The following is a 26,062-nucleotide window of genomic DNA, read 5'->3' as shown; positions in this document are numbered from 1 at the left end:
GATTTTTTTTCCTTTCAAACTTTTTGATAAAACTGAATCAAAACTATTTCACGGATAACAGAACAGGAAATTCAAAATATCCTGCAATAGCTAAATCATCATCAAAAACAGCAAATCGTACTCCGAAGGAACCCTTACCGGAAGTCAGTATCGTACATTTATTAGTGCTAAAAACCCGCTTAACCGCAGCCGTTTCCAAAGGATTAAAACGCTCCGGAACTATCGTGTCTATTTCTGTACTGAAAATGGAAAGCGGTTCTAAAATATCATTTCCTTCATCAACGGTAAAATCATATAAAACAACAGGGTTATCGAAATTTCCACTTACAGAAACTACATTAAAACTTAATTCATCCACAGAAGTTCTTTCAACACTTAATTTATTCTTTTTTAAGCCTTTGATCTTTTCCTTCTCTCCTGTTATAACCAAACATGCATAGTGATTAGAAAGCGGAGCAGGATTATCAATATCCATACTAACATTCGGATGCTCTTCTAACAAAAGTGATGTTTCTACTACTATATTAATCTGCAAATTTGACATGGCCTTTTTGTATTAAAAAAGAGAGGTTCAGCATAAATCTGAACCTCTCTTAAAAATTAAAATTTATTTGGCTGTAATTTGTGGATCCCAGCTGAAATATCCGTAAATATTTAAATCGGAATCATATAATGCAAATCGTAAACCATAATTCTCTACACCTTTTGCATTTACAGTGTTTTGGGCAAACCAGAAATTCTGAGTTGCTTTCTTAGTGTCTAACGGATTAAATTTTGTCGGCACAACGATATCTGCTCCCGGAAAATTCTCCAGGGTGAAATTTGGGTTTTGAAATACATCATCCCCGCCAAACTTAAATAGGTTGTATAATATTACCGGATTATCGAAATTATTATACTCTGAAGTAGCATAAAAACGAACGATATCTCCTTGTTTTGCAACAAAACTTAAATCTCCCGTACCCTGACCTGTGATGCTGGCACCGTCTGAAACTACCATGAACTGATAGTTATGACCTATTCCTGTTGGATTATTCTGATCCTTACTAGGACTTTTAAAATCATTAATTAAACGACTAGAGTCTATAATGATATTCACGTTTATAATTTTACTTTTTGGCATGACTTGATTTTTTTGGGTTTTCTTACTCGTAAGGCTTTTCAGAATCCGCCTCGTTTATTAGAGTGGGGTCTGCTCCACTTTTTGATTGATTTGTTTTGTTTCGGATATTGAAAGGATTAGCATAAAAATTATACGAATCATTTACCAATTCACTTAAAAACAAAATTTGAAAATAAATTTGCTAGCGTACTTTTCTTTTCTGACTCAAAATTACATGAGTCCTATAGACCTAATAAAAAAAATGTTGTAAGAAAAAGATTCTCTGTCATAAAGCAGGCGAAAACAGCTATAAGACTATTCTTAAAAAAAACAGTACTGTGTTTTTCCTAAAACAAACTTTCATTTATTTTTGAAAGTTTAAAAACTTTTACTTACATTTGATCTATGGAATTCAAAGAAGCAAAAAATAAATTCGTACAGACCTGGGGAGCATTAGGTTCCCAATGGGGCATCAATAAAACCATGGCTCAGATTCATGCTTTGCTGATGGTTTCGAACGAACCCGTTTCTATGGAAAACATTATGGAAGAATTACAGATTTCACGCGGAAATGCCAGCATGAACCTGAGAGCTCTAATGGATTGGGGAATTGTCTACAAAGAATACAAAGCCGGAGAAAGAAGAGAATTTTTTACTGCTGAAAAAGATCTGGATGAACTGGCTGTAAAAATTGCAAGAGAAAGAAGTAAAAGAGAAATTAAACCGGCTCTTAAAATCCTTAAAGAAGTCTCCTCTATTGAAGCAAAAGATTCAGCTGAAGAAAAACACTTTGTGGATCAAACCAATAAACTGTATGACTTTGTTCTGAAAGCAGATAATATGTTAGACAAAATGACCGAATTTAAAGAAAACTGGTTAGGCCGACTGGTTTTAAAAATCATGAAGTAAAACTTAAATCAAAAAAAATTTAATTAAAACTTTCATTTTTTTCTGAAAGTTTAAAACAATCAATAATTATGAGAATTATAAAATACATCAACACATTGGCTATCACGCTCCCTTTTTTAATTGCAGCAACCTATCCACTATATAAAGAAGGTGCCCTAATATTTGCTGTTATATCAACTATGGCAACCGGATTTTTACAATTTTCACTAGGAATAAAAATGCTCATTGACAATCCAAGGAACAAAAACCTGCAACTGTATATCGCAGGGGTCGTAGCCTTCTTTGCGCTTTGGCTTATTGATGTGTTAATAGGGTACAATGATTTCATCACCTTTATCCTTTTTCCGATTCCTTTGATTTTGGCCATTTACCTTTCTATGTTAATTTATATAAAAGAATAAACGGATAGTAAAGTCGAAAATAAAAAAACCATACATTATGAAAACGCTACAAAACCAAACCTTACTTTATGACGAAGACTGCCCGTTGTGCCAGGTCTATACGACAGGATTTATAAAAGCAAAAATGTTAGACGAAAATGGCCGTAAATCTTATTGCCAGCTAAGTGAAAACGAACAGAGTTTTGTAGATATAAAACGTGCTTCAAACGAAATTGCCTTAATTGACAATCAAAATAAAACAGTTCTTTATGGGATTGACAGCCTGCTAAAAGTAATTGGCTTTTCTTTTCCCTTAATTGAAAAAATCGGGAACCTGAAACCCGTTAAGTTCTTTTTGAAAAAACTGTATTCATTTGTTTCTTACAATCGAAAAGTCATTATTCCAGGTGCAGTCAATAAAGACGTGAAATTGCAATGTGTTCCGGATTTCAATTATAAATACCGCTTTTTATTTATTGGTTTTGCAAGTATAATCACGTCAATAGTATTGTATCATTATGCTGCTTTAATTCCGGTTTTGCCACAAGCCGGCAGTACCAGAGAAATACTGATTGCTTTAGGTCAGCTTCTTTTCCAGAGTCTGTTTATGTTAAAATCTGACAAAAAGACGATTCTGAATTACGCCGGAAACGTAATGACGGTTTCTTTAATGGGATCTTTATTACTGCTTCCGATGCTCGCACTGCAAACTGTAGTAAATGTTCCTGAAAATATAACTTTGGTTTGGTTTGCCATTACCGCTTTTATTATGTTTATCGAACATTTCAGAAGAGTCAAAATATTACAATTGCCAACTTATTTATGCTTTACCTGGGTGGCATACCGATTTATTATTCTACTATTAATTTTGAATTACTAAAGATCATGAATAAACTTATCATCGCAGCAGGAACCGGTTTTTTAGGTCAAAGTCTGCTCACTCACTTTAAAAATAAATTTGAAGAAATCGTTATTTTGACCAGAGGACAATCAAAAGAAATTGACGGAATCAAATATGTAAACTGGAACGCTAAAACTTTTTCCGGCTGGGAAAATGAATTGGAAAACGCCACCGTTTTAATAAATCTTGCCGGAAAATCTGTGGATTGCCGCTATACCAAAGAAAACAAAAAGGAGATTCTCTTATCCCGTATTGAAAGCACAAAGGTTTTGAATAAAGCGGTCTTACAATGTGCCAATCCTCCAAAACACTGGCTGAATTCATCCACTTCAACGATCTACCGTTTTTCTTTAGACCGGGAAATGGATGAGGTTACCGGCGAAATTGGAAATGATTTCTCTATGAATGTAGCTCAGTCCTGGGAAAAATCATTTTTTAAAACCGAAACTCCGGCGACTTTAAAAACAGCATTACGAACTTCAATAGTCTTAGGAAAAAACGGCGGCGCATTAATTCCGTTAAAAACTTTGGCAAAAATGGGTTTTGGCGGAAAACAGGGAAAAGGAAATCAGTTGATAAGCTGGATTCACGAAGCCGATTTTGCCCGCGCCATTGCTTTTATAATGGAAAAAGAAATAACAGGTGTTGTTAATATCGTGTCTCCAAAACCAATTGAAAACAAAAACTTCATGTGGCTGTTACGAAAAGCAGTTGGAACGTCAGTTGGAATTCCCATCAGTGAAACCTTATTGAAATTTGGATCCGCCATAATCCGAACAGAACCCGAGCTGGTCCTGAAAAGCAGAAATGTGATTCCGAAACGATTGCAGGAAAATGGCTTTCAATTTGAATTTGACACTTTAGAAAAAACCTTAAAAGACCTCATCTCATGACCACAATACATTTAGTTACCCATATAAAGGCGTCCAAACAAATCACTTTTGATACTGCGAGAGATATCGGTTTACATCAAAAATCAGCTGCTACTTCCAATGAAAAAGCGATTGCCGGCATAACCTCAGGCTTAATCAATTACAATGAAACCGTCACCTGGCGAGGAAAACATTTCGGTTTTTATCTAACCCATAAAAGCAGAATTACCAAAATGGATTTGTATGATTATTTTCTGGACGAAATGGAAGAAGGAAAATTCAAATCATTCCGGCACCAGCATTTCTTTGAAGAAAAAAACGGCATTACCATCATGAAAGACCATTTAGAATATGAAACGCCGTTTGGAATTTTCGGAGAATTATTTGATATTTTATTCCTCGAAAAACACCTCACTAATTTTCTTTTGCAAAGAAATAAAATCTTGAAAGAGACCGCTGAGAAAAACCAGGAATAAATCATTTTACCCTTTTTTCCAGAAAGACTTAAAGGAATTTTTCACACAGATTTTGCAGATTTAGCGGATTAATTTGAATTGCCTCCAACTTTAGCTGGAGGCAAAAAACAATAGAAGGTTCATAGCTTTAGCCCAACTTTATCATTCGGCTAAAGCTTAAAATTTATTTTAAAGAAACACAATCATCAGCCACCAAAAAATCGGTACGCTCTCTACCCAGAAAGAAGTGTAATATTTAGAGCGGTTTGGATTGGCAAACAGAATAAATAACATCAGTGTGACCACCATAATCAGATTAATAATCAGATCGTGAAATGTAAACGTCAATATCCCCAAAATCCAAAACGGAATCAACAGTGAAAATCCTAAGATTTTAGTTCGTTTCACACCGATGGTCTGCGGAACCGTTTTTAAATGCGGATCGTCATTAGCCAGATCTAAAATCTCAAAAACCAAAATCAGCACAAAAACCAACACAAAACGCTGTATACATTTTATAAAAAAATTACCTGTAAACGGAACCTCAGCATTTATATAAGGCAATACCAGCGTTGCTCCAACCCAGCAAAGGGCTACAATATAAATTTTTACTCCCGCCCAGTTTCGGGCATTTCTTCTATTCGGAAAAAAGGGTAAAGTATAAAGTGCAGTGATGGCAAAAATCGCAACCGAAACAATTTGTGTGATTCGCTTTAAATGAAAAAAATAGTAGCCAACCAAAATCAGGGAAATAAGACTTAAAAGAGCAATAATCTTCAGCTGATTTCCGATCGTCTTTTTTTTAACCCGGACCAAAGCATCGTATTTAACAAAATTATACCCCACAATTGTGCCGAAGAAAACGAATAAAGCCATAACTTCATCATATTGAATATGAAATACATGGAAGGTTATCCGAACCAAAGCATAACACGATAAAGCCACGTGAATGCTGCTGTTTAAATAAAAATCTAATACCTGTTTTGGAAGTTTCATAACTCAAATCTAATCAATTGGTAACAAATCAACTCTTTAGTTATAAATTTCATAAAAATTGAAGTTAAAAATACCCATTAAATTATTAATAATACTTAATTTTGCGCGACAAAAAAACAACACTTTTACAACTATATGAAAACAGATGCTTTTGCTTTAAGACACATTGGTCCAAGAGAAACAGATCTTCAACACATGTTACAAACAATTGGAGTTGAATCGATCGAACAACTTGTTTATGAAACCCTTCCAGATGACATTCGTTTAAAAGCACCTTTAAACTTAGATCCGGCAATGACGGAATATGAGTTTTTCAACCATATCCAGCAATTAGGTAATAAAAATAAAATCTTCAAAACATATATTGGTTTAGGTTACAATCAGGCAATTGTTCCTGCTGTAATTCAGCGTAATGTTTTCGAAAACCCGGGATGGTACACGGCTTATACGCCTTATCAGGCAGAAATTGCACAAGGTCGTTTAGAAGCAATTTTAAATTTCCAGACTACCGTAATCGAATTGACCGGAATGGAAATCGCCAATGCTTCATTATTAGATGAAGGAACTGCTGCTGCCGAAGCGATGGCTTTACTACTGGACGTTCGTTCCCGTGACCAAAAGAAAAACAATGTCAATAAATTTTTCGTTTCAGAAGAAATTTTACCTCAGACACTTTCCGTTTTACAAACTCGTGCAACTCCGATTGGTGTTGAATTAGTAATCGGAAACCATGAAACTTTTGACTTTTCAACTGAATTCTTCGGAGCTATTTTACAATACCCTGGAAAATACGGACAAGTTTACGATTATACTGCTTTTATTGAAAAAGCGGCTGCAAAAGAAATTAAAGTTGCGGTTGCTGCCGATATTTTAAGCTTGGCAAAATTAACGCCTCCCGGAGAAATGGGAGCTGCAGTAGTGGTAGGAACAACACAACGTTTCGGAATTCCGTTAGGTTACGGTGGACCACACGCTGCCTACTTTGCAACTAAAGACGAATACAAACGAAGCATGCCGGGACGTATTATCGGGGTTACTGTTGACACCAACGGAAACCGAGCTTTACGTATGGCACTGCAGACTCGTGAACAACATATCAAACGTGATAAAGCAACTTCAAATATTTGTACAGCACAAGTATTATTGTCAGTAATGGCCGGAATGTATGCCGTTTACCACGGACCAAAAGGATTACAATACATTGCTGATAAAGTACATGCATCTGCAGCTACTTTGGCAAATGAATTGAAAAAATTAGGCGTTGAACAATTGAACTCCGCTTTCTTTGATACTATTTTAGTAAAAGCAGATTCGAAAAAAGTAAAATCGGTTGCTGAAGCGAAAGAAGTAAACTTTTACTACGCAGACGAAAACACGATTTCAATTTCATTAAACGAAACTACAAGCATTTCTGATGTAAATGAGATTCTTGCTATTTTTGCTGAGGCAATTGGTGCGCAAGCAACATCAATTTCTGAATTGACAGAAACCAACCATTATCCTGAAACTTTAAACAGAACTTCTGCTTTCTTACAGCATGACGTTTTCAACAAATATCATTCTGAAACAGCGCTGATGCGTTACATCAAAATGTTAGAGCGTAAAGATTTAGCATTAAATCATTCGATGATTTCGTTAGGTTCTTGTACCATGAAACTAAACGCTGCCGCTGAAATGCTGCCGTTAAGTAATCCAAACTGGAACAACATTCACCCTTTTGCCCCTCTTGACCAGGCACAGGGATATCAGGAAATGTTGAAAAAATTAGAGCAGCAATTAAATGTAATTACTGGTTTTGCCGGAACTACTTTGCAGCCAAACTCTGGTGCACAAGGAGAATACGCAGGACTTATGGTAATTCGTGCGTACCACCAATCGCGTGGAGACGATCACAGAAATATCGCTTTGATTCCTTCATCGGCTCACGGTACAAACCCAGCTTCTGCTGCTATGGCCGGAATGAAAGTTGTTGTTACTAAAACTCTTGAAAACGGAAATATCGACGTTGAAGATTTACGCGAAAAAGCGATTCTTCATAAAGATAATCTTTCTTGTTTAATGGTAACTTATCCATCTACACATGGTGTTTTTGAAAGTGCTATTCAGGAAATTACAAAATTAATTCACGATAATGGCGGACAGGTTTATATGGACGGTGCTAACATGAATGCACAGGTAGGATTAACAAATCCTGCTACCATTGGAGCTGACGTTTGTCACTTAAACTTACACAAAACATTCGCTATTCCTCACGGAGGCGGAGGTCCTGGTGTTGGTCCTATTTGCGTAGCACCGCAATTGGTTCCTTTCTTACCAGGAAACCCGGTAATCCCGACAGGAGGAGAAACTGCGATCACTGCTATTTCTGCTGCACCATGGGGTTCTGCTTTGGTATGTCTGATCTCTTATGGATATATTTCGATGTTAGGAGCTGAAGGCCTAAAAAGCGCTACAGAGCATGCAATCCTTAATGCAAACTACATCAAAGAAAAACTAAACGGACATTACGATACTTTATATTCCGGAGAAATGGGTCGTGCAGCACACGAAATGATTTTGGAATGTCGTCCTTTTAAACAAAAAGGAATCGAAGTTACCGATATCGCAAAACGTTTAATGGATTACGGTTTCCACGCACCAACCGTATCTTTCCCGGTTGCCGGAACTTTGATGATCGAACCGACCGAAAGTGAAAACTTAGAAGAATTAGATCGTTTTTGTGACGCCATGATTTCAATCAGAAAAGAAATTGAAGCTGCAACAATCGAAGACAGTAACAATGTATTGAAAAATTCCCCTCACACTTTAGCGATGCTGACTTCTGAGACCTGGAATTTCCCTTACACCAGAGAACAGGCTGCTTTCCCGTTAGAATATATCGCTGAAAACAAATTCTGGCCTTCTGTCCGCAGAGCCGATGATGCTTTTGGAGACAGAAATCTAATCTGTAGCTGTGCTCCAATTGAAGCTTATATGGAAAACTAAGAAATACGTTTTCTTATTACATATCCAAACCCGACAGGTTTTAGAACCTGTCGGGTTTATTTTTTATTTGAAGTTTCATGTTTCAAACAAAAAAAACTTCACCCCAACTTTCATCTCAAACGTTTGAAATCTCAGGCAAAATCAAAATTCATTAAAAAATAAACAATAATTACATAAAAAATTTACTATTCCATAATTATATGCATGCATAGTATATTTTATGATGGTTATCATAATTTTATTTATAATTTAGCGATAAATTTATCGGATAATTAGTAAGGAATAATGAAAATAAAAATAATTGGAATAGGAAGTTACATTCCTAATAAAGAAGTAAGCAATACTGACTTCGACAAGCATGTTTTTTTGAATGAAGACGGAACTCCTTTTGCTTACCCAAATGAAGTTGTAATTAAAAAATTTAAAGGAATAACCGGAATTGAAAATCGTCGTTATGCCGAAGACCATCATACTTCCTCAGATTTAGCCTATTTTGCTGCTGAAAGAGCACTTGAAAATGCGAACATCGACCGTGAAACTTTAGATTATATTATTTTCGCCCATAATTTTGGCGATGTAAAAACCGGGACACATCAAACTGATATTCTTCCAAGTTTAGCAACCCGAGTTAAAAATAAACTGGATATTAAAAATCCTAAATGTGTAGCTTACGATATTCTTTTTGGATGTCCGGGCTGGATTGAAGGTGTCCTTCAGGCTAATGCTTTTATCAAATCCGGAATGGCAAAGAGAGTTTTGGTCATTGGAGCAGAAACCCTTTCTAGAGTTGTTGATGATCACGATCGTGATTCCATGATCTATTCTGATGGTGCGGGTGCTTCGATTTTGGAAGCGTCTGATGATGAAGCAGGATTATTATCTTATGAAAGCGCTACTTTTGCTAATGATGAAGCCAACTTTTTATACTTCGGAAAATCATACAATCCTGATTTAGATCCGGATATTAAATACATCAAAATGTATGGCCGTAAAATTTACGAGTTTGCTTTAAGTCAGGTGCCATGCGCCATGAAAGAATGTCTGGACAAAAGCGGAATTGCAATTGAGGAGGTAAAGAAAATCCTTATTCACCAGGCCAATGAAAAAATGGACGAAGCAATTGTTGCCCGTTTTTATAAATTATACGACAAGACACCACCGGAAAACATTATGCCAATGAGTATTCATGATTTAGGAAACAGCAGTGTGGCTACCGTACCTACTCTATTTGATCTGCTGATACAAGGCAAATTAGAAAATCATGAAATCAACAAAGGTGACGTTGTTATTTTTGCTTCTGTTGGAGCCGGAATGAATGTCAATGCATTTGTATACCGATACTAAAAGGATAGTTCTCAGTCGCAGTTTTCAGTTTTTACTCTGCTTAAACTGAAAACTGCGACTGAAAACTGAATACTAAAAAGTCCGCATTTTAAAATGCGGACTTTTTAGTATCTTTGCGCCTTTGCCGTTAAAAAATATAAGATGTACGAAAAAACGTTTCCGAATAAAAGATTCAAACTTACTTTAGAATTTTTACAAAAACATATCAATACCTCAGAATCCATCCTTGATTTAGGAGTAGAAAATCCGTTTTCTAAAATCATGAAAGAAGAAGGCTATTCTGTAAAAAACACAACCGGAGAAGATTTAGATTTGAATCAGGATGTTTTTAAAACTGAAAAAACAGCTGTTGTAACAGCCTTCGAAATCTTCGAACACTTATTAAATCCGTTTACAATTCTAAGCGAAATCCAATCTGAAAAACTTTTAATTTCAATTCCGATGCGTCTTTGGTTTTCTCCGGCATACCGCAGCAAAACAGACATGTGGGACAGACATTATCACGAATTTGAAGACTGGCAGCTGGACTGGCTTTTAGAAAAAACCGGCTGGAAAATTATCGACAGACAAAAATGGACCAATCCGGTAAAGAAATTTGGACTAAGACCACTTTTACGCAGCTTTACCAACAGATATTATATTGTTTACGCTGAAAAAATAAAAGCCTAAACAAATTCCATCCCGAATTCTTGGGATAAATTCCAAATTCCAATTTAAACCACACAGGTAAAAATTGGAATTTGGAATTTTAGAAAATTGGGATTTATATTCAATTGTTGGAATTTGGAATTTTAAAAAACTGGGATTTAATTTGAAAATTTATGAGATACTACATCGTCATTCCCGCACATAACGAACAGGAACTTATTGGTCTGACTTTAGATTCTTTAATTTCGCAAACTGTTTTACCGGCAAAAGTTGTTGTTGTCAACGATAATTCGACAGATAAAACAGAGGAAATTGTATTGAATTACGCAAAGGAAAATCCGTTTATTTCTGTTGTCAATAAAACTTCAGACGCGATTCACATGCCGGGAAGCAAAGTAATTCAGGCTTTTCAAAAAGGCTTCGAAACTTTAGATTCCGATTATGACATTATCGTAAAAATAGATGGAGATTTAATTTTCCCTTCCAACTATTTCGAGACTATTATCAAACATTTTCAATCTGATCCGAAAATTGGAATGGCAGGAGGATTTTGTTATATAGAAAAAAATGGCGAATGGATTTTAGAAAACCTAACCGATAAAGATCACATCCGTGGTGCGCTAAAAGCGTATCGTGCAGCCACTTTTCAGCAAATTGGAGGGTTGAAACCCGCTATGGGCTGGGATACGGTAGACGAATTACTGTGTAAATATTACGACTGGAAAATCGTTACAGATGCTTCCTTACACGTAAAACACCTGAAACCAACAGGTGCAAACTACAACAAAACAGCCCGTTACAAACAGGGAGAAGCTTTTTATACGCTGGGATACGGCTTCCTGATTACAGCAATTGCCTCTGCAAAGCTGGCGATGATGAAGAAAAAACCTTTTCTCTTTTTTGATTATATCAGAGGGTTCTGGAAAGCCAAAAAAGCCAAAACACCTTTACTAGTTACCCCGGAACAGGCTAAATTTATTAGAAATTATCGTTTGAAGAAAATGAAAGAAAAGTTAATTTGATTCGGAAACCGCCGAAAAGACTTCACTCATAACCCTAAACTCATAACTTCTTTTTACCTTAGCCAATATTTGTAAAAACTATGATGCTCATTCGTTATTTATCCCAAATAGGAAGATATTTTTTAATGCTGAAGGAAATTTTCAACAAACAGACCAAATGGCCTGTCATGAAAAATCTAATCCTTAAAGAAATAGACGATTTAATTATTGACTCCCTCGGAATTGTTTGCTTTATCTCTTTCTTTATCGGAGGAGTTGTAGCGATTCAGACGGCGCTAAATTTAACTAATCCGCTAATTCCAAAATATTTAATTGGTTTTGCGACACGCCAATCCGTGATTCTGGAGTTTGCCCCTACTTTTATTTCTGTTATTATGGCAGGAAAAATGGGGTCTTACATTACTTCGAGTATCGGAACCATGCGTGTTACGGAACAAATTGATGCTTTGGAAGTTATGGGTGTTAACTCCTTAAACTATCTTGTTTTTCCAAAAATAATAGCCTTATTAATGTATCCTTTCGTAATCGGAATTAGTATGTTTCTGGGTGTTTTTGGCGGATGGCTTGCTTGTGCTTACGGAGGATTTTCAACAAGTCAGGACTTTATTCAGGGAGCCCAGATGGAATTTATTCCTTTTCATATCACTTATGCTTTTATCAAAACCCTGATTTTCGCCATGTTATTGGCGACAATCCCTTCTTTTCATGGTTATTATATGAAAGGCGGAGCTCTTGAAGTGGGTAAAGCAAGTACGGTATCGTTTGTATGGACATCGGTTTGTATCATTCTTTTTAATTATATATTAACCCAATTATTATTAGGATAATGATCGAAGTAAAAAATATAGTAAAATCATTTGCTGACAGTAAAGTTTTAAAAGGTGTTTCGACCGTTTTTGAATCCGGAAAAACCAACTTAATCATTGGACAGAGTGGATCCGGGAAAACCGTTTTATTAAAAACATTGTTAGGAATTCATACACCGGACTCCGGAACTATTGAGTTTGACGGGCGTGTTTATTCTGAATTGGATCCGGATGAAAAAAGAGAATTAAGAACTGAAATCGGGATGGTTTTTCAGGGAAGTGCGCTATTCGATTCGATGACTGTTGCAGAAAATGTAGCTTTCCCTTTAAGAATGTTCACCAACGACAACAGAGCCAAAATAAAAGAGCGCGTTGATTTTGTGCTCGAAAGAGTAAACTTAGTCGATGCCCATCAAAAATTACCTTCAGAGATTTCAGGTGGTATGCAGAAACGTGTGGCCATTGCCCGCGCCATTGTAAACAACCCAAAATATTTGTTTTGTGACGAACCTAACTCCGGTCTGGATCCAAACACCTCCACTTTGATTGATAACCTTATTAAAGAAATTACCGAAGAATACAATATCACAACCGTAATCAATACCCACGATATGAACTCGGTAATGGAAATCGGGGAAAATATTGTTTTCCTGAAAAAAGGACTAAAAGCCTGGCAGGGAACCAAAGAAGAAATCTTCAGAACTGACAATAAAGACATTGTGAAATTTGTGTATTCTTCTAATTTGTTCAAAAAGGTAAGAGAAGCGTATTTGAAAGGATAAACCTTTTTTAAAATTCAATAAAAAAAATCCCAAATTCCAACTGTCTAAATTGGAATTTGGGATTTTTTTATTGAGATTAGAAACTTGGAATTTGAGATTTTTTAATTGGAATTTTTAATCAACTCTACCTCAGCATTTGGATTAAAAAGATAGGTTTTACCTGAACTTATTTCGATGCATTCGAAACGTTTCGTGCGAACGGCCAGTTTCTTGAATATTTTACCGTTCTTGATTCTGAAAACACTTCCGTACGGAATTTCAAAAACATAATTTTTATCGTTTTCCTGATCGTATTGCTTTAAAGCCAGCGACAAAGTGGTATCGGTATCACTACTCGCCGAAGGGTTCTTAAAATGCCTCGCTAAAAGCGGCAGCAGATGAGCGGGGAAAATTTCGGGACGAATAAAAGGAACCATCATACGCTGAAACGAATATTTCCACTCATTTCCGTGTGGCTTGATGTTTCTCCCAAACTTTTCAAACGCTACCAAATGTGAAATCTCATGAATCAGCGTAATCAAAAAACGATATTTGTTTAAACTGGCATTTACCGTGATTTCATGTTTACCACTGGGTCCTCTTCTGTAATCGCCATGACGCGTCTGGCGTTCATTTACAATTTTCAGATGAACCTGATTGGCCACAATCAAATCAAAAACAGGCTTTACAGCATGTTCGGGTATATATCTTGCTAAAGTTTCGTTCAATTTTTGAAGTTAAAAGTTATTGGTGAGACGTTATTTGTGAAAAGTTAAAAGTTTTTAGTTTCAATTAGAATTTGGAATTTGGATTTTTTTTATTGGAGCTTTTTACTTAAGGGTTAGTTGAAGAAACTTCTAAAACTTTTCCGTTAAAATACTTATGGCCATTAAGCGTAAAATCATAAATATAAGTCGCCATTCCTTTGGCAGAAATAGGTGCCTGATATCCGGGGAAAGCTTCCTGAAGCATTTCGGTCTGAACAGAACCCAATGCCAGAACATTAAAGGAAATCCTTTTTTCTTTGTACTCTTCCGCCAGCAATTCCGTTAAGGTACCCACAGCTCCTTTGCTGGAACTGTACGCCGCTAAACCTGCAAATTTCAGACTTCCGCGTACACCGCCTATTGAACTGATTGTGACCACATGACTACCTTTCTGAAGATACGGCAGGCAAATTCGGGTAAGATTGGCGACTGCAAAAACATTTACTTTGTAAATACTTTCAAAATCCGCCTGTGTGGTTTCTGCGAAAGGCTTCAAAAGCAAAGCTCCGGCATTATGCACCAGAGCATCTACTTTTTTCCACGCAGAAGAAAGAAAATCTTCTACTTTATATAATTCTGATTCGTTTGATAAGTCGACAGACAGGCACGTTATATTTTCATGTTCTAAAAGTGCCTGGGGTATTTTTCTTGAAATCGCCAACACCTGATTTCCGGCATTTGCAAACTGCAGGGCCAATTCATAACCGATACCTCTGCTCGTTCCTGTAATAATAATATTTTTCATGAAGCAAAAATAAGCAAAACACTCAAAACGAACCGTTAATTCTTCATTGTAATTTCCTGCGTCTTAGAATTTGCGATCTGAGTTACGGCCGGCAAAAACTCCTGTATAAAAGAAGTCATGTGCGGAATATCCATCACTTTGAATTCATCGGATGGATGATGGTAAAATTCGAAATTCTCAAAGTCAAAAGTGCTTATTGACTGGCATGGTTTTTTGAAAGCTTCATAAAACGAATAATTATCAGATCTGTAGAATAATTTATATTCGGCTTCCTTTGGCAAAAATCCGATTGTCTTTTTTCCGGTATATTCATTTATTTTCTCCGCCATATTCGATTTGTCAAAACCTGTAATATAGGCAAGATAATCGCGTTTCATAGGTACGCCAATCATTTCGATATTCAGCTGGGCGTATAAATTGAATTTTTGAACCTTCAGTTTTTCCACTAAGCTTTTAGACCCAAGCAGGCCTTTTTCTTCTCCGGCAAAAAACACAATAAGAATACTTCTCTTATTCGATTTTGTTTCGCTGAAATATTTCGCCATTTCGGCCACCGCTGTTACTCCGGAAGCATCATCATTGGCTCCGTTATTGATCACATCTTCTTTTTTGTTTTTATCTACACCAATATGATCGTAATGCGCACTCAGCACCACAAATTCTTTTTTAAGTTCAGGATCATTTCCTTCTATAACCCCAACAATATTAAAGGCCGGTGTTTTAAAATTGGTCAGCGTGTCGCGATAGGTTTTAAAATAAGGCTTCACATTATTTTTCTTAAGAAAACCTTCCAGGAATTCAGCCGCTTTCTCTATTCCTTTTGTTCCCGTTTCGCGCCCCTCCAATTCATCTGAAGAAAGGTATTTTAAGAAATCCGAAACGTTTGTCTGTTCTACCTTATACGTAATTTCAACCGGTTGAGAACTTACTTTTGAAGATGATGGGTCGTTTACGGCTGAATTATTGGATTTACAAGCTAATAAAACCAATGGAAGCAGAAAGTATAATTTTTTCATGAATAGAATTTTAGCTTCAGAAGCTACGATTCCAAAGCAGTTGATTTAAAATATTTTTTATACACCTTAAACACCTGAATACTTCCCATGATACTAAAAAACAACGGAATAAAAACAGGCATTACATACTTTGAAAATGAATTTGTTTTTTGAAATAAAGTCTGTAAGATTAGAATAAGACTTAACATTCCTGAAAAAACACCCGCCAAAGTTCCTGCAATATAATAATATTTTAACTTTTTTTCGGTCGTAATATACTTTGCATTAATTAAATATAAATTCCAACTCGTCCAGAAAGGCAGTTGCAAAAAATTAAAACAGTTCAATATGACTCCAATTACAAAAGGAGAATACATCAAATAGGAATTCAGCTTATCATTCGAACCTGATGTATCGTGCGAATTTGAATAAAACAAATACGCCAAAACGAACATAAACACGACCGCAAAAAGATCGATAATTTTCATCAGTTTTGTATTTTTTACGAGTCGTTTTGCAAAAAGCAGTGTAAAATAAATCACAAACGTTTCTACGAAAACAACTCCTGACAAAAATAAAATTAAATGGTGAAGTCCGGATCGGGAATAAATTTCCAGTCCAGCCAGATTGAGATAACCCAAAGGAACAGAGCCAATAAAACTCACCAGAAACCCCACCGAAATATTTTGCGCTCTTTGCAGCATTTCTAAAAGTTTAAAATTTTATTATTCTGAACCTGATGCAAACGGTACTCGTGCATGCCGGCTTTATAATCTAAATAAGGAAAACCCCTTTTATGATTGGCCACGCTGATCTCATACATATACGTAATGTGCCTTGCCAGCTCCTTCCAGGCAAACCAGATAGAGTGTTTCGGATCGTAAATATGTGTCGGTTCGCTTGCTGCACCGTTCAATTCGACAATCTGAAAATCCTCGCCTCTCTCTAAAGCTTCAAAAGAATCGTACATAATATCAAATCTCCCAAAATAAAACTCCGGAATCTGCGCACAAATCTGATTGATAGTTTGGGTCAATTTTGGGGTAATCCAATGACTTCCGTCTAAAAATTTGGCACCACGGGCGTGATTCCCAAACGGCACTAAATTGAATGCTTCACCTTCTGCTAAAATTTTATGCAGCGAATCCCCGTATTCTTCCTGTAGAGCATCCAACTGCAGTTGAAATCTTGGCGTTTTATGAATTAACACTTCAATTGTTGAGGCTCCGTCACCTACGACAGTCAAAAATTCCTTCGACACAATTCCTGTAATCCTGCCTTCTTTTTCATTGGGATGGCGTACGTAAAAAATACCCACTTCATTTCTGTAAGGAATCAAATCCTGCAAAAGGAAATCGAAATTGGCTTTTTCCATATAACGCTGCAACTCCGAAACGGTGTGGATTTTCTTCACTCCCGAACCTCTTAAACCAATATCCGGTTTTGCGATTAACGGAAAGTAAATTTGCTTCTCTATGACCTGCTGAACGATTTTTTTCAGATCCGTATTTTTGGGAATCAGAATTGTTTTCGGGTAATATTTACGGGGTATCAAATCATAAATCTGCTTCTTGCTTTCCATAATAAACCCTCCGTTTTTAATTCTTGGATTGGAAGCATTAAAGAAAAAAATAGATCTTGCTTTGATGGCATAATAGGCCCACAGAAAATAAATAGGAATGTACACCACCTGAAACGGCCAGTACTCCCAATTTGCGATTTTATGAAAAAAGAGTTTCATCTGATACGATATTAAATACTAATAAATGCTGTCGAAAATTCCTGTTCCAGAACTAAGTCATGATATGCTATTGCCGTTTTATTCTGCCCGATGATCGCTTGTGTAATACTTAAGGTTTTCAGCGTATTTTCCCGGTTAATGATCAGGCCATTTTCAGAATCATCCCCTTCCGTATTCCGGTGAAAATCGAGCATATCTGAAGCTGAAATTTCATTTTTATTTTTCAGGAAATCAAAAAACCAAGCCAATCGTTTCTTTCTGATTTCATCCGGATATAAGGTTACAGACGACCAGATATGATTTTGCGTTTCATCTAGCGGAGTCGTTATTTTGATTAAACCATCCCAGATCAGTTCGTACAATTTTTTATTCTGATAGAGCACCAGCGTAAAAGGCTCGATATCTTCCAGATTAATCACGCTCCAAAAATCTTTCGGAGAGTCACTGCAAATAATATCCAAAGCAATTAGCCCACGGCTTCTCCTGTACGAAAACTGCACTGTATGTTTCGTACTGCCACCATTTAGAAGCACCAACACATTTCCGTTTGCATCAGCCACAAACCACGTTCCTCCTGCTTTTTGATCTTTCGGATATACTACATTTTTACCATTGCAGGTATAACTTCTGGGTGGAATGGCGGTGGGGCGAATCACCTTCTCATCACGGTTCGAGGTGATAATCACGGTTTCATTATGAACTACAAAACTTACTGTACACATTGATTTCTGTATTCTATGGTGGAACGTGCCACACCAAAATTTTCATTCAGTAAAATATCCTCCAATTGTAAAACAGCCACTTTTATCAAGGCCTGATGATGAATGCAATGTTCCAGGTTGTAAAGCAATTCCCTGTAATAATTGCTCTGAATCCTAAACGTAAGTCCATCAATCATTTGCTCTAAATATAGAGGCTTATTTTCCTTTTGCAAACCCATTTTTATATCAAGAATACATTGTTTTGCAAACTCCGTTTCGGTCTGAATGCGTTTATTGCGTTCCCGATGATCATAATTTAAAATTCCCGATTCGTAACTATTTTCAAGACATTGAAACATTTCAAGAATATGACGGGTATGTTCGCCGATACTGGAGTCACTTAAAGCCGTACACGATTTTGAATACGACTGATCGGACAATTGATTTAACAAATTTGTCAACTCCTCTAAACTGTGGTTTATTGATTTTAGCAGCATAATTATTTCGTTCTTAAAAGGTTCATAATTATATTTTTATTCCCATAAAGTAATATCAGGCAACAGAATAATGTGATTATGGCCAGAGAAAAAAGCAATCCCGAATCGTTTTTAACTTCAATTCCTAAAACAAACAAATGCGAAAGAATTGCCCCGGTCATAACGCCGCATCCGCCTAAAGCGCCAAGCCACGTTGTTTTGGGAATTAAAAGTAAAATCACTACAATCAATTCGGCAATTCCCGATCCGATTCTTCCGTAAGGTTCTATTCCTAAAGTCGAAAAAATATAAATGCTTTCGGGTGCGCCGGTAAATTTAAAATACAAAGTCTGCAGTAAAATAACTGAAGCAGTTATTCGCAGTATCCAGCTTATTAATTGTGTTTTCATAACTGTTTATTTGTATATTTTTTTCCAGTTCACTTCCGCTTTCGCTTTCAGATTGGTTTCGTCTTTATTCCAGCTTTTAAGGGTATTATTGAAATAGGCGTTGTAAAACAAATAAAGTTTACCGTCAGTAATTTTAAAAGTTTCGGGATTTATTTCCACTTTTTCACCGGCACTTCCCATGGCATACGCACACCAGCCACCAAATTGCGGTTCAAAGCCGGCAGGATTTTTCAAAAACAACTCTTTATTCGCCGCTGACGAAAATTTATAGGTAATTCCCATATAAGAAGCCGTCAGCTCATTTTTACCTTTTATCGCTTTATTTTGTTTAAAGTAAGCCACCGGATCATATCCGTGAATCGCCACTTTATTTTCTAAATTAAACTGGGCGATTCTCTTTGCATCATTTTGCGAAAAAACAGCTGCCGATGCTAAAACAAATAGTAGTACAATTAACTTTTTCATCTTGATTTTATTTTAAGGTTTTTAATACTGAAACCAATAATTCAGCGGTTATACGATGTTTAAAATCAGGCGAAACGTATTCAAACAGAATGTCACCATTTGTGTTTACTACAAAAACAGAAGGAACGGGTAAAAGACTCGTGTTCATTCCATTAGAATGTACGTTAATAACTGATTTATAGTTTTCGGGAGCTTCAAAAGCAATTCCAAATTCTTTGATTAAGACGCCATTTGCATCGGAAAGCAACGTGTATCGTACTTTATCCTTTTCTGCTGTGTTCCTTAAATTTTCAGGAGAGTCAGGGCTTACCGCAACAATCTGATAACCTAAATCAAGAATTTGTTTTTCGGCTTCCGCCAGGGCAGCCAGATGCAGATTACAATACGGACACCATCCGCCACGGTAAAAAACCAATACGGTTTTCTTTTTACTGACTACATCAGAAAGACTGACTGTTGCATTCTCTGATGATTTTAAAATCGAATTGGGAATTTTCTCTCCTATTAATAAGGGCGCTATATCGGTTGCAGATTTTGGAACTGCATTTTGTGCATTCGCAGCAGTACTTAATGCTGCGAATAGAATGAAGAGTGCTTTTTTCATAGTGTATAATTTTTCATCTTTTATGATGATGTAAAACTACTGTGGTATGAAAAAACTATTTGTCGGCTAATTTACACTTGAGGCAAAATAGTTTATAATTGCGTAATATTAGGTATAAAAATCTCTTTTCTGGTATACCTTAAAAGATGATTGGTTTCCATCTCATTCAGCAATTGGGTGGCTGTCTGTCTTGAAGTACAGATAATCTGGGCAATATCGTTTTGGGTTAAATAATTTTCAATCACAACCGAATCGCCATTTCTGACGCCTTCCTGTTCTGCCCAGTCTTTCAGGAACTGATACAATCTGGTTTTGGCATCTTTAGAAATTAAATTGGCATAGCTGTTTTTGATGCGTTTCATTTTCAGACCCACAAACTTCGTATACGAAAGTGCCAATGTTGGATTTCGCAGTAATAAATCTTCAAAATCGGACATTAGGAAACTGCAAATCGCAACATCATCAGAAAGTACTTTGGCATATTCATTGGCTTTATCGTCTGTTTCCAGAGTCAGTTCGCCAAACAAATCCCCTTTCTGGATAATATCCTTTATAGTTTCGTTTCCGTCTTCATCAACGGCAACAATTTTGATATTCCCTTTTTTAAGCAAAAAAATACGAGGCACATCAGAAGATGAAAAATAAATGATTTCTCCTTTCGACGCTTTTTTAAAACCTGTAATAATACACAGTTGTTTGATTTGACTGAAGCTCAGCGTGCGGAACAATTTGTGATCGCGTAAATACCAGTATTTTAAATCTTCGTACATAAAAATCGAGTTCAGTTGTTGTAAAAGTAATTAAATTTTCATCTTAAAAACAAAACCCTTTCGAAGAGTAAACTTCAAAAGGGTTTTTATAATAATTATTTCAGAAGAAATTATCCTGCGATAACGGATCTTGAAATTACAATTTTCTGAATTTCGGAAGTTCCCTCATAAATCTGGGTAATCTTGGCGTCACGCATAAAACGCTCTACGTGATATTCTTTCACATAACCATTGCCACCATGAATCTGAACTGCTTCAACAGCCGTATCCATTGCCACCTGAGAAGCAAATAACTTCGCCATGGCACCACTTATATCATAATTTTTATGCTGGTCTTTATCCCATGCCGCTTTCATACATAAATGACGTGCTGCTTCGATATTTACCGCCATATCCGCCAGTTTAAAAGCAATGGCCTGATGATTGCAGATTTCTGTTCCGAAAGCTTTACGCTCTTTAGAATATTTCAAAGCCAGTTCGTAAGCTCCGGAAGCAATTCCTAAAGCCTGAGAAGCAATACCAATACGCCCTCCCGCTAAAGTTTTCATTGCAAATTTAAATCCGAAACCATCCTCACCGATTCTGTTTTCTTTAGGAACTTTTACATCGCTAAACATTAACGAGTGGGTATCTGAACCACGAATTCCCATTTTTTGCTCTTTCGGCCCGATAGAAAAGCCCGGCATATCTTTGGTCATAATCAGGGCATTGATTCCCTTGTGTTTTAATTCCGGATGTGTCTGAGCAATTACTAAATAAACAGATGCTGTGTTACCGTTGGTAATCCAGTTTTTGGTACCATTTACAATATAATGGTCTCCCATATCAACCGCAGTAGTTTTTTGTGAAGTCGCATCACTACCTGCTTCCGGCTCACTTAAACAAAAAGCGCCGTGAATTTCACCTGAAGCCAGGCCCGGTAAATATTTTTGTTTTTGCTCTTCTGTTCCAAATTCCTGTAATCCCCAGCAAACCAATGAATTGTTTACAGACATTACTACTGAAGCTGATGCATCTACTTTTGAAATTTCTTCCATAGCGATTACATAAGAAATAGCATCCAGACCGCTTCCGCCGTATTTCGGATCAACCATCATTCCCATGAAACCCAGTTGCCCCATTTTTTTTACTTGCTCTGTCGGAAAAATTTGCTTTTCGTCACGCTCGATAACACCCGGCAACAATTCGTTTTGAGCAAAATCTCTTGCGGCCTGTTGAATCATTAAATGCTCTTCAGTAAGATTGAAATCCATATTCTGTGTTTTTGTTGTTTTGTTTTTTTTGAAGCCCTTCTTTTTTCTTAAATAAAGGCTTCCAAAGATAATTTTTAAATGCGAATTAACAATGCGCGCATATCATTTTAAGATATTATCAATAATCACGATAACGTTTTCGTGATTATATTGAATTTTAGTCTGATGAACGTCAATTTTACAACATTTTCTTTAAAACTAAAGCGTTAAATTATGGATTAAAATGACATCTTCTAAATGCCTTAAATTATTATAATCTCAAAAAAACCAAAAAAGACAAAAACACGTATATGTACGTAAAACAACTCTTACTATTTTGATTATGAATAGCGTAACAGCAATAAAAAAACGTTTTACTAAAAAAAAATACTAACTTTAAATAGTCAAAAATTATAAATTACATTATTTTTGCCTAAAAAAAATAAATTATTGATAGCGTATGAAAAAGATTTTACTAGCATTTACACTCCTTTTAAGTTTACAATTCTCTACTGTTTCTGCACAGAATACATTAGAAGTTAATGGTGTTACAGTTCCCAGAAAAATTGAGTTCCAAAACAAAACTTTGCAGCTTAACGGTGCTGGCGGAAGATCAAAAATGTGGCTGGAAGTGTATGTTCAGGCGTTGTATTTATCGCAATTAAGTCAGGATCCGCAATTTATTATTGACAGTGATACCGAAATGGCAGTTCGTATAGAAATTACATCTTCTATGGTGTCTTCCAATAAACTGACTAAAGCCATGAATACCGGTTTTGAAAAATCAGCGGGAAGCAATCTTCAGGAATTACGACCAAGAATTGAGGATTTCAAAAAACTTTTAAGTGATCCTATTACAGAAAAAGATGTATTTGTTTTAGCCTACAATCCTTTTGACCAAACCATCAATGTTTACAAAAATGAAGTTTTGAAAGGAAAAATCCCGGGATTTGATTTCAAAAAAGCATTGTTCGGCATCTGGCTTTCAGACAAACCAGTTGATCAAACCTTAAAAGAAAACTTATTGGGGAAATAAAATTCCTAAATTTTAATATAGTATGAAGCCGGAAACGATAGTGTTTTCCGGCTTTATTTTTGGGTTTCAATAAAATTGATACCAAATACATTATTCGCATTATTCTATTTTATACTTTTACGCAAAATAAACATATCACAACAAAATGAAAGATTTATTACAGCAATTTGAAAATAAGGAACCTGAAATTGTTTTTAACTGGAAAGATTCTGAAACAGAAGCCGAAGGTTGGACAGTAATTAATTCACTTCGTGGAGGAGCCGCTGGTGGAGGAACAAGAATGAGAAAAGGTCTGGATATGAATGAAGTTCTGTCTCTGGCTAAAACTATGGAAGTTAAATTCTCTGTTTCTGGTCCTGCAATTGGTGGTGCTAAATCCGGAATTAATTTTGATCCTAACGACCCGCGTAAAAAAGGAGTTTTACAACGTTGGTACAAAGCCGTATCCCCTTTATTAAAAAGTTATTACGGAACCGGTGGAGATTTAAATGTTGATGAAATTCACGAAGTAATCCCAATGACGGAAGAATGCGGGGTCTGGCATCCGCAGGAAGGTGTTTTCAACGGACACTTTAAGCCAACCGAAGCCGATAAAATCAACAGAATCGGTCAGTTGCGTCAGGGCGTTATCAAAGTAATCGAAAACCCTAAATTCTCACCTGATGTTACCCGCAAATATACAGTAGCCGATATGATTACAGGCTATGGTGTTGCTGAAGCTGTTCGTCATTTTTATGCTACTTACGGCGGTGATATAAAAGGCAAAAAAGCAATCGTACAGGGCTTTGGAAATGTAGGCTCTGCCGCAGCATTTTACCTGGCTGAAATGGGTGCAAAAGTAATCGGAATTATTGACCGTGATGGTGGATTAATTAAAGAAGAGGGTTTTTCTTTTGAAGAAATCCGAACGTTGTTTTTAAACAAAGACGGAAACAAACTGGTGGCTGACAACATGATTCCGTTTGAAGAAATCAATTCTAAAATCTGGGCTATTGGTGCTGAAATTTTCACGCCTTGTGCCGCTTCAAGACTGGTAACCCAAACTCAAATTGACAGTTTAATTCAAAACGGACTGGAAGTAATTTCCTGCGGGGCGAATGTGCCTTTTGCAGACAAAGAAATTTTCTTCGGTTCTATTATGGAAGAAGTAGACAGCAAAGTAAGTTTGATTCCTGATTTCATTTCAAACTGCGGAATGGCGAGAGTTTTTGCTTATTTCATGGAGAAGAAAGTACAAATGACAGATGAGGCTATTTTTAATGATACTTCAGAAATTATAAAAAATGCGATTGTCAAAGCACATGCCCTGAATCAATCGAAAACAAATATCAGTGCAACTGCTTTTGAAATTGCACTGAAACAGTTAGTATAATTTTTTTTATACATTTTTTCTAAACGGGCCAGATCATTTCTGGCTCGTTTTTTTTTGCCACAGATTTAAGGATTTATGATGATTTTTTCAAGCTCTGGGATAAATTTTTCCCGCAGATTTGGCAGATTAAGCGGATCTATTTTAAAAAAATTATTTAGGAAATAAAATCTGCTCAATCTGCGAGCAAAAAAAATATACACAAAATAAAGCGATTGAATATTTCTCGCAAAGTCACAAAGACGCCAATTTTAAAAACCTAAAAGAAAAACTTTGCGACTCTGCGAGATTAAATACAAACAGCTTAGCGAACTTTGCAGTTAAGCTTTCCCGCAGATTTGGCAGATTGAGCAGATCTATTTTAAAAAATTATTTAGGAAATAAAATCTGCTCAATCTGCCAAATCTGCGAGCAAAAAAAATATCCACAAAATGAAGCGATTAAATAAATCACAACTTTGCGAACTTCGCGGTTAAATTCCTTCCCCCACTTTGATTCTAAACAATTTTTACTACTTTTAAACGTTTATTAATACAATTCCAAAATTCAGAATCAAAATGAGCTCAGCCAGTTCTTCCGATAAAAAGAAATCATTATTAATCTCGACTGTAATTTATGCAGTAATTTTACTATTGTTGTTTTTTATACGTTTCTGGCCTCCTTACAATCCGGAAAACAATGCAGCACTTGCTTCCGGTGGCGGCGGTGGTGGTGTGACCATAAATTTTGGAGACAGTGACTTAGGATCGGGAGCCAATTATAAAAGTGAGGTTCTGAATGTAAAAAACGAAGCCAGGCAAACACCCGTAAAGGCAACACCTGAAGAAGCCATTATCACCCAGGAAAACACAACCACAGAAGAAAGTGTTGTTATTCCCGTAAAAGAAAAACCTAAAAAAAATACTCCGGTTGAAAAACCCGTAACAAAACCTGTTCCTGAGAAACCAAAAGTTTCCAATTCTACCAATGATGCGTTATCAAGCATTTTAAAAGGATCAAACAAAGGAGGAGACGGTAATGACAAAACAGCCGGAAATAAAGGAAAAGCAAACGGAAGCTTAGGCTCTAACGGCTACTACGGAAGTGGCGGTTCCGGAGGAGGAACAGGCGGCGGTAACGGAACCGGAAATGGAATTGGTACCGGAAGCGGTTACGGCCCCGGAAGCGGCGGAGGTTCCGGTGGCGGATCAGGTTATTCCCTCGGAAACCGAAAAGCACTGTCTAAACCTGCACCAAAATATACTTGTGACGAAGCCGGAAAAGTAGTCGTAGAAGTAACAGTCGACCAAAACGGAAGAACCATCAGCGCAACCGCAGGCATAAAAGGGACTACCAATTTAGCGAGATGTTTATTAGACCAAGCCAAGATTGCTGCCATGAATACCAAATGGGATGCTGACAGTAATGCCCCTGCGAAACAAGTCGGGAAAATTATTTACAATTTCAGTCTGAATGCAGATTAGCAAACAGAACGATTATAACAAAAAAGGCTTTCAGATGTACTGAAAGCCTTTTTTTATTGATCATTTTGTCATTTCGACGAAGGAGAAATCTTCGTTGCAAGATCGAC

General features: G+C 36.4%; 29 protein-coding genes. 14 read left to right on the top strand and 15 right to left on the bottom strand.

Features of this window, described 5'->3' with window-relative positions; translation table 11 throughout:
- Window positions 1-43: 43 nt before the first annotated feature.
- Together HAV12_RS03735 and HAV12_RS03730 are read right to left on the bottom strand one after the other, a co-directional pair.
- Complete coding sequence (locus tag HAV12_RS03735; RefSeq protein WP_171568557.1) at window positions 44-544, bottom strand: AidA/PixA family protein; 501 nt, start codon at window positions 542-544, stop codon at window positions 44-46.
- Between the two features lie 63 nt (window positions 545-607).
- Window positions 608-1,123, bottom strand: a complete 516-nt coding sequence (locus tag HAV12_RS03730; RefSeq protein ID WP_132036318.1) for an inclusion body family protein — start codon at window positions 1,121-1,123, stop codon at window positions 608-610.
- Window positions 1,124-1,507: 384 nt separating this feature from the next.
- On the opposite strand from HAV12_RS03730, the gene HAV12_RS03725 reads away from it, so the two are divergent.
- The 5 genes from HAV12_RS03725 (at window position 1,508) to HAV12_RS03705 (ending at window position 4,640) form a co-directional block, all read left to right on the top strand.
- Entirely contained in the window at window positions 1,508-2,011 is a 504-nt protein-coding gene (locus tag HAV12_RS03725) for a GbsR/MarR family transcriptional regulator (RefSeq protein ID WP_171568556.1), read from the top strand.
- A gap of 68 nt (window positions 2,012-2,079) precedes the next feature.
- Complete coding sequence (locus tag HAV12_RS03720) at window positions 2,080-2,412, top strand: hypothetical protein (protein ID WP_171568555.1); 333 nt, start codon at window positions 2,080-2,082, stop codon at window positions 2,410-2,412.
- 37 nt (window positions 2,413-2,449) lie between these two features.
- Window positions 2,450-3,271, top strand: a complete 822-nt coding sequence (locus HAV12_RS03715; protein WP_171568554.1) for a hypothetical protein — start codon at window positions 2,450-2,452, stop codon at window positions 3,269-3,271.
- A gap of 5 nt (window positions 3,272-3,276) precedes the next feature.
- Entirely contained in the window at window positions 3,277-4,185 is a 909-nt protein-coding gene (locus HAV12_RS03710) for a TIGR01777 family oxidoreductase (RefSeq protein ID WP_171568553.1), read from the top strand.
- Window positions 4,182-4,640, top strand: coding sequence for an SRPBCC family protein (locus HAV12_RS03705; protein WP_171568552.1), 459 nt, complete (start codon window positions 4,182-4,184; stop codon window positions 4,638-4,640). The genes HAV12_RS03710 and HAV12_RS03705 overlap by 4 nt, the downstream gene beginning before the upstream one ends.
- A gap of 168 nt (window positions 4,641-4,808) precedes the next feature.
- On the opposite strand, the gene HAV12_RS03700 is transcribed toward HAV12_RS03705, so the two are convergent.
- Entirely contained in the window at window positions 4,809-5,615 is an 807-nt protein-coding gene (locus HAV12_RS03700; protein WP_171568551.1) for a hypothetical protein, read from the bottom strand.
- Window positions 5,616-5,750: 135 nt separating this feature from the next.
- Here HAV12_RS03700 and gcvP point away from each other — a divergent pair, with 135 nt between their 5' ends.
- The 6 genes from gcvP to HAV12_RS03670 all read left to right on the top strand — a co-directional run bounded on the left by gcvP (window position 5,751) and on the right by HAV12_RS03670 (window position 13,202).
- Window positions 5,751-8,600 carry an aminomethyl-transferring glycine dehydrogenase gene (gcvP, locus tag HAV12_RS03695; RefSeq protein WP_171568550.1) on the top strand — a complete coding sequence of 950 codons (2,850 nt, stop codon included), beginning with the start codon at window positions 5,751-5,753 and terminating at the stop codon, window positions 8,598-8,600.
- A 285-nt stretch (window positions 8,601-8,885) separates the two neighbouring features.
- Complete coding sequence (locus HAV12_RS03690; RefSeq protein ID WP_171568549.1) at window positions 8,886-9,944, top strand: 3-oxoacyl-ACP synthase III family protein; 1,059 nt, start codon at window positions 8,886-8,888, stop codon at window positions 9,942-9,944.
- 141 nt (window positions 9,945-10,085) lie between these two features.
- On the top strand, window positions 10,086-10,613 hold the full coding sequence (locus tag HAV12_RS03685) for a methyltransferase (RefSeq protein WP_171568548.1): 528 nt from the start codon (window positions 10,086-10,088) through the stop codon (window positions 10,611-10,613).
- A gap of 152 nt (window positions 10,614-10,765) precedes the next feature.
- Window positions 10,766-11,614, top strand: coding sequence for a glycosyltransferase family 2 protein (locus HAV12_RS03680; protein ID WP_132036310.1), 849 nt, complete (start codon window positions 10,766-10,768; stop codon window positions 11,612-11,614).
- An 80-nt stretch (window positions 11,615-11,694) separates the two neighbouring features.
- Complete coding sequence (locus HAV12_RS03675) at window positions 11,695-12,441, top strand: ABC transporter permease (protein WP_127338563.1); 747 nt, start codon at window positions 11,695-11,697, stop codon at window positions 12,439-12,441.
- The gene (locus HAV12_RS03670; RefSeq protein WP_171568547.1) at window positions 12,441-13,202 is read left to right on the top strand and encodes an ABC transporter ATP-binding protein; all 762 of its coding nucleotides are present in this window, start codon (window positions 12,441-12,443) and stop codon (window positions 13,200-13,202) included. The genes HAV12_RS03675 and HAV12_RS03670 overlap by 1 nt, the downstream gene beginning before the upstream one ends.
- Window positions 13,203-13,303: 101 nt before the next feature.
- Here HAV12_RS03670 and HAV12_RS03665 read toward each other — a convergent pair whose 3' ends face one another.
- The 12 genes from HAV12_RS03665 to HAV12_RS03610 form a co-directional block, all read right to left on the bottom strand.
- Window positions 13,304-13,909, bottom strand: coding sequence for a SprT-like domain-containing protein (locus tag HAV12_RS03665; RefSeq protein ID WP_171568546.1), 606 nt, complete (start codon window positions 13,907-13,909; stop codon window positions 13,304-13,306).
- Window positions 13,910-14,015: 106 nt separating this feature from the next.
- Window positions 14,016-14,693 (bottom strand): SDR family oxidoreductase, encoded by a 678-nt coding sequence (locus tag HAV12_RS03660; protein ID WP_171568545.1) that lies wholly within the window; start codon window positions 14,691-14,693, stop codon window positions 14,016-14,018.
- Window positions 14,694-14,728: 35 nt separating this feature from the next.
- On the bottom strand, window positions 14,729-15,709 hold the full coding sequence (locus HAV12_RS03655) for a M20/M25/M40 family metallo-hydrolase (RefSeq protein WP_171568544.1): 981 nt from the start codon (window positions 15,707-15,709) through the stop codon (window positions 14,729-14,731).
- A 23-nt stretch (window positions 15,710-15,732) separates the two neighbouring features.
- Window positions 15,733-16,392, bottom strand: coding sequence for a hypothetical protein (locus tag HAV12_RS03650; protein ID WP_238698714.1), 660 nt, complete (start codon window positions 16,390-16,392; stop codon window positions 15,733-15,735).
- A gap of 2 nt (window positions 16,393-16,394) precedes the next feature.
- A complete protein-coding gene (locus HAV12_RS03645) occupies window positions 16,395-17,429 on the bottom strand; it encodes a D-alanine--D-alanine ligase (protein WP_171568543.1) in 1,035 nt (344 codons plus the stop codon).
- Between the two features lie 11 nt (window positions 17,430-17,440).
- Complete coding sequence (locus tag HAV12_RS03640) at window positions 17,441-18,151, bottom strand: NRDE family protein (RefSeq protein WP_171568541.1); 711 nt, start codon at window positions 18,149-18,151, stop codon at window positions 17,441-17,443.
- On the bottom strand, window positions 18,139-18,627 hold the full coding sequence (locus tag HAV12_RS03635) for a DinB family protein (protein ID WP_171568539.1): 489 nt from the start codon (window positions 18,625-18,627) through the stop codon (window positions 18,139-18,141). The genes HAV12_RS03640 and HAV12_RS03635 overlap by 13 nt, the downstream gene beginning before the upstream one ends.
- A 2-nt stretch (window positions 18,628-18,629) precedes the next feature.
- Window positions 18,630-19,016 (bottom strand): DoxX family protein, encoded by a 387-nt coding sequence (locus HAV12_RS03630; RefSeq protein ID WP_171568537.1) that lies wholly within the window; start codon window positions 19,014-19,016, stop codon window positions 18,630-18,632.
- A 6-nt stretch (window positions 19,017-19,022) separates the two neighbouring features.
- Window positions 19,023-19,481: a YHS domain-containing (seleno)protein gene (locus HAV12_RS03625; protein WP_171568535.1), complete on the bottom strand. Its 459-nt coding sequence runs from the start codon at window positions 19,479-19,481 to the stop codon at window positions 19,023-19,025.
- 7 nt (window positions 19,482-19,488) lie between these two features.
- Window positions 19,489-20,085, bottom strand: a complete 597-nt coding sequence (locus tag HAV12_RS03620) for a peroxiredoxin-like family protein (protein ID WP_171568533.1) — start codon at window positions 20,083-20,085, stop codon at window positions 19,489-19,491.
- Between the two features lie 92 nt (window positions 20,086-20,177).
- Window positions 20,178-20,855, bottom strand: a complete 678-nt coding sequence (locus HAV12_RS03615; protein WP_171568532.1) for a Crp/Fnr family transcriptional regulator — start codon at window positions 20,853-20,855, stop codon at window positions 20,178-20,180.
- Between the two features lie 110 nt (window positions 20,856-20,965).
- The gene (locus HAV12_RS03610; protein ID WP_171568530.1) at window positions 20,966-22,108 is read right to left on the bottom strand and encodes an acyl-CoA dehydrogenase; all 1,143 of its coding nucleotides are present in this window, start codon (window positions 22,106-22,108) and stop codon (window positions 20,966-20,968) included.
- A gap of 439 nt (window positions 22,109-22,547) precedes the next feature.
- Here HAV12_RS03610 and HAV12_RS03605 point away from each other — a divergent pair, with 439 nt between their 5' ends.
- From HAV12_RS03605 to HAV12_RS03595, 3 genes are all read left to right on the top strand, one after another.
- Window positions 22,548-23,123, top strand: coding sequence for a chalcone isomerase family protein (locus HAV12_RS03605; RefSeq protein ID WP_132036298.1), 576 nt, complete (start codon window positions 22,548-22,550; stop codon window positions 23,121-23,123).
- A gap of 145 nt (window positions 23,124-23,268) precedes the next feature.
- Window positions 23,269-24,495, top strand: coding sequence for a Glu/Leu/Phe/Val dehydrogenase dimerization domain-containing protein (locus tag HAV12_RS03600; protein ID WP_132036297.1), 1,227 nt, complete (start codon window positions 23,269-23,271; stop codon window positions 24,493-24,495).
- A 554-nt stretch (window positions 24,496-25,049) separates the two neighbouring features.
- Window positions 25,050-25,955: an energy transducer TonB gene (locus HAV12_RS03595; RefSeq protein ID WP_171568528.1), complete on the top strand. Its 906-nt coding sequence runs from the start codon at window positions 25,050-25,052 to the stop codon at window positions 25,953-25,955.
- Window positions 25,956-26,062 lie beyond the last annotated feature (107 nt).

This window comes from Flavobacterium sp. CLA17, from assembly GCF_013112255.2.
GTDB classification, from domain to species: domain Bacteria; phylum Bacteroidota; class Bacteroidia; order Flavobacteriales; family Flavobacteriaceae; genus Flavobacterium; species Flavobacterium circumlabens.
This window is presented reverse-complemented; position numbering and strand designations above follow the sequence as displayed.

Coding starts and splice junctions, on each gene's coding strand:
- HAV12_RS03700 (WP_171568551.1), bottom strand. CDS start 5,615: ATGAAACTTCCAAAACAGGTATTAGATTTTTATTTAAACAGCAGCATT.
- HAV12_RS03715 (WP_171568554.1), top strand. CDS start 2,450: ATGAAAACGCTACAAAACCAAACCTTACTTTATGACGAAGACTGCCCG.
- HAV12_RS03730 (WP_132036318.1), bottom strand. CDS start 1,123: ATGCCAAAAAGTAAAATTATAAACGTGAATATCATTATAGACTCTAGT.
- HAV12_RS03690 (WP_171568549.1), top strand. CDS start 8,886: ATGAAAATAAAAATAATTGGAATAGGAAGTTACATTCCTAATAAAGAA.
- HAV12_RS03710 (WP_171568553.1), top strand. CDS start 3,277: ATGAATAAACTTATCATCGCAGCAGGAACCGGTTTTTTAGGTCAAAGT.
- HAV12_RS03645 (WP_171568543.1), bottom strand. CDS start 17,429: ATGAAACTCTTTTTTCATAAAATCGCAAATTGGGAGTACTGGCCGTTT.
- HAV12_RS03600 (WP_132036297.1), top strand. CDS start 23,269: ATGAAAGATTTATTACAGCAATTTGAAAATAAGGAACCTGAAATTGTT.
- gcvP (WP_171568550.1), top strand. CDS start 5,751: ATGAAAACAGATGCTTTTGCTTTAAGACACATTGGTCCAAGAGAAACA.
- HAV12_RS03630 (WP_171568537.1), bottom strand. CDS start 19,016: ATGAAAACACAATTAATAAGCTGGATACTGCGAATAACTGCTTCAGTT.
- HAV12_RS03735 (WP_171568557.1), bottom strand. CDS start 544: ATGTCAAATTTGCAGATTAATATAGTAGTAGAAACATCACTTTTGTTA.
- HAV12_RS03635 (WP_171568539.1), bottom strand. CDS start 18,627: ATGCTGCTAAAATCAATAAACCACAGTTTAGAGGAGTTGACAAATTTG.
- HAV12_RS03660 (WP_171568545.1), bottom strand. CDS start 14,693: ATGAAAAATATTATTATTACAGGAACGAGCAGAGGTATCGGTTATGAA.
- HAV12_RS03725 (WP_171568556.1), top strand. CDS start 1,508: ATGGAATTCAAAGAAGCAAAAAATAAATTCGTACAGACCTGGGGAGCA.
- HAV12_RS03605 (WP_132036298.1), top strand. CDS start 22,548: ATGAAAAAGATTTTACTAGCATTTACACTCCTTTTAAGTTTACAATTC.
- HAV12_RS03705 (WP_171568552.1), top strand. CDS start 4,182: ATGACCACAATACATTTAGTTACCCATATAAAGGCGTCCAAACAAATC.
- HAV12_RS03610 (WP_171568530.1), bottom strand. CDS start 22,108: ATGGATTTCAATCTTACTGAAGAGCATTTAATGATTCAACAGGCCGCA.
- HAV12_RS03680 (WP_132036310.1), top strand. CDS start 10,766: ATGAGATACTACATCGTCATTCCCGCACATAACGAACAGGAACTTATT.
- HAV12_RS03720 (WP_171568555.1), top strand. CDS start 2,080: ATGAGAATTATAAAATACATCAACACATTGGCTATCACGCTCCCTTTT.
- HAV12_RS03625 (WP_171568535.1), bottom strand. CDS start 19,481: ATGAAAAAGTTAATTGTACTACTATTTGTTTTAGCATCGGCAGCTGTT.
- HAV12_RS03685 (WP_171568548.1), top strand. CDS start 10,086: ATGTACGAAAAAACGTTTCCGAATAAAAGATTCAAACTTACTTTAGAA.
- HAV12_RS03670 (WP_171568547.1), top strand. CDS start 12,441: ATGATCGAAGTAAAAAATATAGTAAAATCATTTGCTGACAGTAAAGTT.
- HAV12_RS03615 (WP_171568532.1), bottom strand. CDS start 20,855: ATGTACGAAGATTTAAAATACTGGTATTTACGCGATCACAAATTGTTC.
- HAV12_RS03655 (WP_171568544.1), bottom strand. CDS start 15,709: ATGAAAAAATTATACTTTCTGCTTCCATTGGTTTTATTAGCTTGTAAA.
- HAV12_RS03640 (WP_171568541.1), bottom strand. CDS start 18,151: ATGTGTACAGTAAGTTTTGTAGTTCATAATGAAACCGTGATTATCACC.
- HAV12_RS03650 (WP_238698714.1), bottom strand. CDS start 16,392: ATGCTGCAAAGAGCGCAAAATATTTCGGTGGGGTTTCTGGTGAGTTTT.
- HAV12_RS03620 (WP_171568533.1), bottom strand. CDS start 20,085: ATGAAAAAAGCACTCTTCATTCTATTCGCAGCATTAAGTACTGCTGCG.
- HAV12_RS03595 (WP_171568528.1), top strand. CDS start 25,050: ATGAGCTCAGCCAGTTCTTCCGATAAAAAGAAATCATTATTAATCTCG.
- HAV12_RS03675 (WP_127338563.1), top strand. CDS start 11,695: ATGATGCTCATTCGTTATTTATCCCAAATAGGAAGATATTTTTTAATG.